The sequence below is a fragment of the Ruegeria sp. CDSA141 genome, from assembly GCF_059612005.1.
In genome coordinates, this window is sequence record NZ_JBXWPT010000042.1 from 1 (window position 1) to 4,468 (window position 4,468).

General features: G+C 63.0%; 3 protein-coding genes. All 3 read right to left on the reverse strand.

Annotated features, from left to right (window positions below; genetic code table 11):
- Positions 1 to 2,838: aminomethyl-transferring glycine dehydrogenase (gene gcvP / locus AC2FLP_RS21920; protein ID WP_496686508.1), on the reverse strand; the 2,838-nt coding region annotated here is incomplete at its 3' end.
- Positions 2,839 to 3,013: 175 nt separating this feature from the next.
- Entirely contained in the window at positions 3,014 to 3,379 is a 366-nt protein-coding gene (gene gcvH / locus AC2FLP_RS21925) for a glycine cleavage system protein GcvH (RefSeq protein WP_299644461.1), read from the reverse strand.
- Between the two features lie 18 nt (positions 3,380 to 3,397).
- The coding region (gcvT, locus tag AC2FLP_RS21930; protein ID WP_496686511.1) for a glycine cleavage system aminomethyltransferase GcvT at positions 3,398 to 4,468 on the reverse strand (1,071 nt) is incomplete at its 5' end.

Consider the following 4,468-nt stretch of genomic DNA (forward strand, 5'->3'; position numbering starts at 1 on the left):
GTATGCATCCATTGGGGGGCATGTGCAGACGAGGTTTCTGTCGCCGTATGCGTTGTCGACGCGGTTGACGGGTGACCAGTATTTGTCGACGCCCATGGAGCCCGGCGGGAAGCAGGCCTGTTCGCGGGTGTAGGGGCGGTCCCAGTCGCCGACCAGATCGCGCACCGTGTGTGGGGCGTTTTTCAGCGGGTTGTTGTCCGCGTCGATCTTGCCGTCGATGATGTCCTGCGCTTCCGCGCGGATGGACAGCATGGCGTCGCAGAAGCGGTCCAGTTCGGCCATGGGTTCCGATTCCGTGGGTTCCACCATCAGGGTTCCGGCCACCGGCCAGGACATGGTCGGCGCGTGGAAGCCTGAATCGACCAGGCGCTTGGCGATGTCATCCACGGAGACATGCGCCTCGGCGTCCAGCGGACGGGTGTCGAGGATGCATTCATGCGCCACCCGGCCCGTTTCCGAGGTATAGAGGATCGGATAGGCGTCCTGCAGACGCGCGGCGATGTAGTTGGCGTTCAGGATCGCCACTTTCGTCGCCTGGGTCAGACCGGCGCCACCCATCAGCAGCACATAGGCCCACGAGACGGGAAGGATCGAGGGCGAGCCGAAGGGCGCCGCCGAGACCGGACCCACGGCGGTGCCGTATTCCGGGTGGCCGGGCAGGTGCTCGGTCAGATGCGCCTTGACGCCGATCGGGCCCATGCCAGGGCCGCCGCCGCCATGCGGGATGCAGAAGGTCTTGTGCAGGTTCAGGTGGCTGACGTCTCCGCCGATGTCACCGGGGCGCGACAGGCCCACCATCGCGTTCATGTTGGCGCCGTCGATATAGACCTGACCGCCGTGATCATGGGTGATCTGGCAGACCTCCTGCACGGTGGTCTCGAACACGCCATGGGTGGACGGGTAGGTGATCATGCAGGCGGCCAGATGATCGGAGTGCTTTTCCGCCTTGGCGCGGAAGTCGGCGACGTCGATATTGCCGTTCTCATCCGCCTGCACCGGCACGACCTGCCAGCCCACCATCTGGGCCGAGGCCGGGTTGGTGCCATGCGCCGAGGTCGGGATCAGGCAGACATTGCGCTGACCCTGCCCGCGGGCGAAGTGATAGTTGCGGATGGTCAGAAGACCCGCATATTCGCCCTGCGCGCCCGAGTTGGGTTGCTGGCTGATCGCGTCATAACCGGTGATCTGGCACAGCTTGTCGTTCAGGTCGGCAATCATCTCGTGATAGCCCTGCGCCTGATCTTCGGGGCAGAACGGATGCAGATTGCCGAACTCGGGCCAGGTGACCGGGATCATCTCGATCGTGGCGTTCAGCTTCATGGTGCAGGACCCCAGCGGGATCATCGCCCGGTCCAGCGCCAGGTCACGGTCGGCCAGGCGGCGCATATAGCGGGTGATCTCGGCCTCGGCCCGGTTCTTGTGGAAGATCGGGTGGGTCAGATATTCGCTTTCACGCAGCGCATAATCGGGCAGGCGGTATTGCTTGTTCGAGCTGTCATCCTTGCGGTCGATGCCGAAGGCACCCCAGACCGCCTCGATGGTCTCGGGGCGGGTCTGCTCGTCCAGGCTGATGCCGACCCGGGTCTCGCCCACCTTGCGCAGGTTGACGCCGCGGGCCACGGCGGCCTCCATCACCACATTCTGCAGATGGCCAACCTCAACCGTGATGGTGTCGAAGAACACTTCCGGTTCGACGGCAAAGCCAGCCTCTTCCAGACCGGCAGCCAGACGCGAGGTCTTGCGGTGCACCGATTGCGCGATGGCCTTGATGCCGTCGGGGCCGTGATAGACGGCATACATCGAGGCAATCACCGCCAGCAGCGCCTGCGCGGTGCAGACATTCGAGTTCGCCTTCTCGCGGCGGATATGCTGCTCGCGGGTCTGCAGCGACAGGCGGTAGGCCTTGTTGCCCCGGCTGTCGATGCTGACACCGATGATCCGGCCCGGCATGGACCGCTTCAGCTTGTCGGTGGTCGCCATATAGGCAGCATGGGGCCCGCCATAGCCCATCGGCACGCCAAAGCGCTGGGTCGAGCCGATGGCGATATCCGCGCCCATCTCGCCGGGCGATTTCAGCAGCGCCAGCGACAGGATGTCGGCGGCGACAATCGCGATGGCTTTATGTTCGTGCAGCGCCGCGATCTCGTTGGTGAAGTCGCGCACATGGCCATGGGTGCCGGGATACTGGAAGATCGCGCCAAAGACGGAACCTGCATCCAGCGTGTCCGGATCGGCCACCTGAACGTCGATGCCCAAAGGCTCGGCGCGCGTTTTGATCACCGCGATGGTCTGCGGGTGGCAGTTCTTGTCGACGAAGAAGGCCGCGTTGTTGGCCTTGGACCGGCCGCCGCGCTTGGCCATCGCCATCGCCTCGGCCGCGGCTGTGGCCTCGTCCAGCAGGGACGCGTTGGCCACATCCAGCCCGGTCAGGTCGCTGACCATGGTCTGGAAGTTCAGCAGCGCCTCAAGACGGCCCTGGCTGATCTCGGGCTGATAGGGCGTGTAGGCGGTGTACCAGGCCGGGTTTTCCAGGATGTTGCGCAGGATCGGCGCGGGCGTGGTGGTGCCGTAATAGCCCTGACCGATCAGCGAGGTCAGAACCTTGTTCTTGCTCGCCACCTCTTTCATATGGAACAGCGCATCGCGTTCCGTCATCGCCGGACCCCAGTCCAGCGGCTCTTTCTGCCGGATCGCCGGCGGGACGGTGGCGTCGATCAGCTCGTCCAGCGTCTTGAAGCCGATCACCTTGAGCATGTCGCGCATCTCGGTCGGGCTGGGCCCGATATGGCGGCGATTGGCAAAGTCATAGGCTTCGTAGTCGGTCAGTTTGAAGGCCATGTGTAGCGCTCCTCAAGGAATGTCTCGCCCGGCCGCTCTGGCAGGAGCCTCCGGCGGGGAGTAAGGGCCGTCCCGGAAACTGTCCGGTGGACAGTTTCAGGCCCGAACGGGCGGAGCCCAAATTCGGCGGCATAAGTTAAAACGATGGAGCCCCGTGCCGGGACTCCGTTTGGGTTTACCCGATCAGGGCCTTGTAGCCGTCCAGATCCATCAGCTCTTCCAGCTGGGATGCATCGCTGATCTTGATCTTGTAGATCCAGGCCTCGCCCTCGGGATCTTCGTTCAGCGCACCGGGGTTGTCGGCCAGCGCCTCGTTCACTTCCGTGATCTCGCCATCGACCGGAGCATACAACTCGGACGCCGCCTTGACGGATTCGATCACGCCGATCTCGCCGCCTTTTTCGAACTCGTCGCCCGCTTCCTGCTGTTCCACGAACACCACTTCACCCAGCTGCTCGGCGGCATGTTTGGTGATGCCCAGAGTGGCCGTGTCGCCTTCAACGCTCAGCCATTCATGCTCTTCGGAATAATAGGTTGCCATCTTGTCTCTCTCCTGACTTCAACGCTTGTAATTCTGTTTGACGAAGGGCATGGCCACGATCTGCGCCGGTTGCGCCTTGCCCCGGATGATCAGGTTCACCTTCTCGCCCGGCTCGCCATGGCCCGCGGACACATAGCCCATCGCGATCGGGCCTCCGACCGTCGGGCCAAAGCTGCCCGAGGTGATCTGGCCGATCGTGTTGCCCTCAGTGCACTGGATTTCCACACCCTGGCGCGCCGGAGCACGGCCGTCGGGCTTGATCCCCACCAGCTTGCGGGATGCCCCCTCGGCCAGTTCGCGCTGGATACGCTCCGCACCCGGAAAGCCGCCTTCTTCCTTGCGGCGCTTCTGCATCGCCCAGCCCAAAGACGCCTCGACCGGCGAGGTGCTCTGATCGATGTCATTGCCATACAGGCACAGCCCCGCCTCAAGCCGCAGGCTGTCGCGCGCGCCCAGACCCGCCGCTTCGCAATCCTCATGCCCCAGGAAGGCTTTCGAAACTTCGATCGCCTTGTCCTCGGGGATCGAGATCTCATAGCCGTCCTCGCCGGTATAACCCAGCCGCGAGATGCGGCACTCGACACCGTTGATATCAGCAAGGGTGGTTTCCATGAACTTCAGGTCACGGGCAACAGGGCACAACGCGCCGACAACATCCTCGGCCTTGGGCCCCTGAACCGCCACCAGCGCGCGGTCGAAGATCTCGGTCACTTCGACACCTTCGAGATTGTCACGCATATGCGGAATGTCCTGATGCCGCAGCGCCGCGTTCACCACCACAAAATAGTGATCCCCCGCATTCGACACGATCAAATCGTCCATGATCCCGCCGTCAGCGTTGGTGAAAAACCCGTACCGCGCCTTGCCTTCCTTCAGCGTCGCATAAGCCTGCGGGCACAAAGCTTCCAGCTTCTCACCCACATTCTCACCGCGCAGAATAACCTGACCCATGTGAGACACATCAAACAACGCCGCCTTCTCTCGGCACTGCTTATGCTCACCCATAATCCCCAAAGGATACTGAACAGGCATCTCCCACCCAGCAAAATCAACCATCTTACCGCCCAAAGCAACGTGCAACGAGTGAAG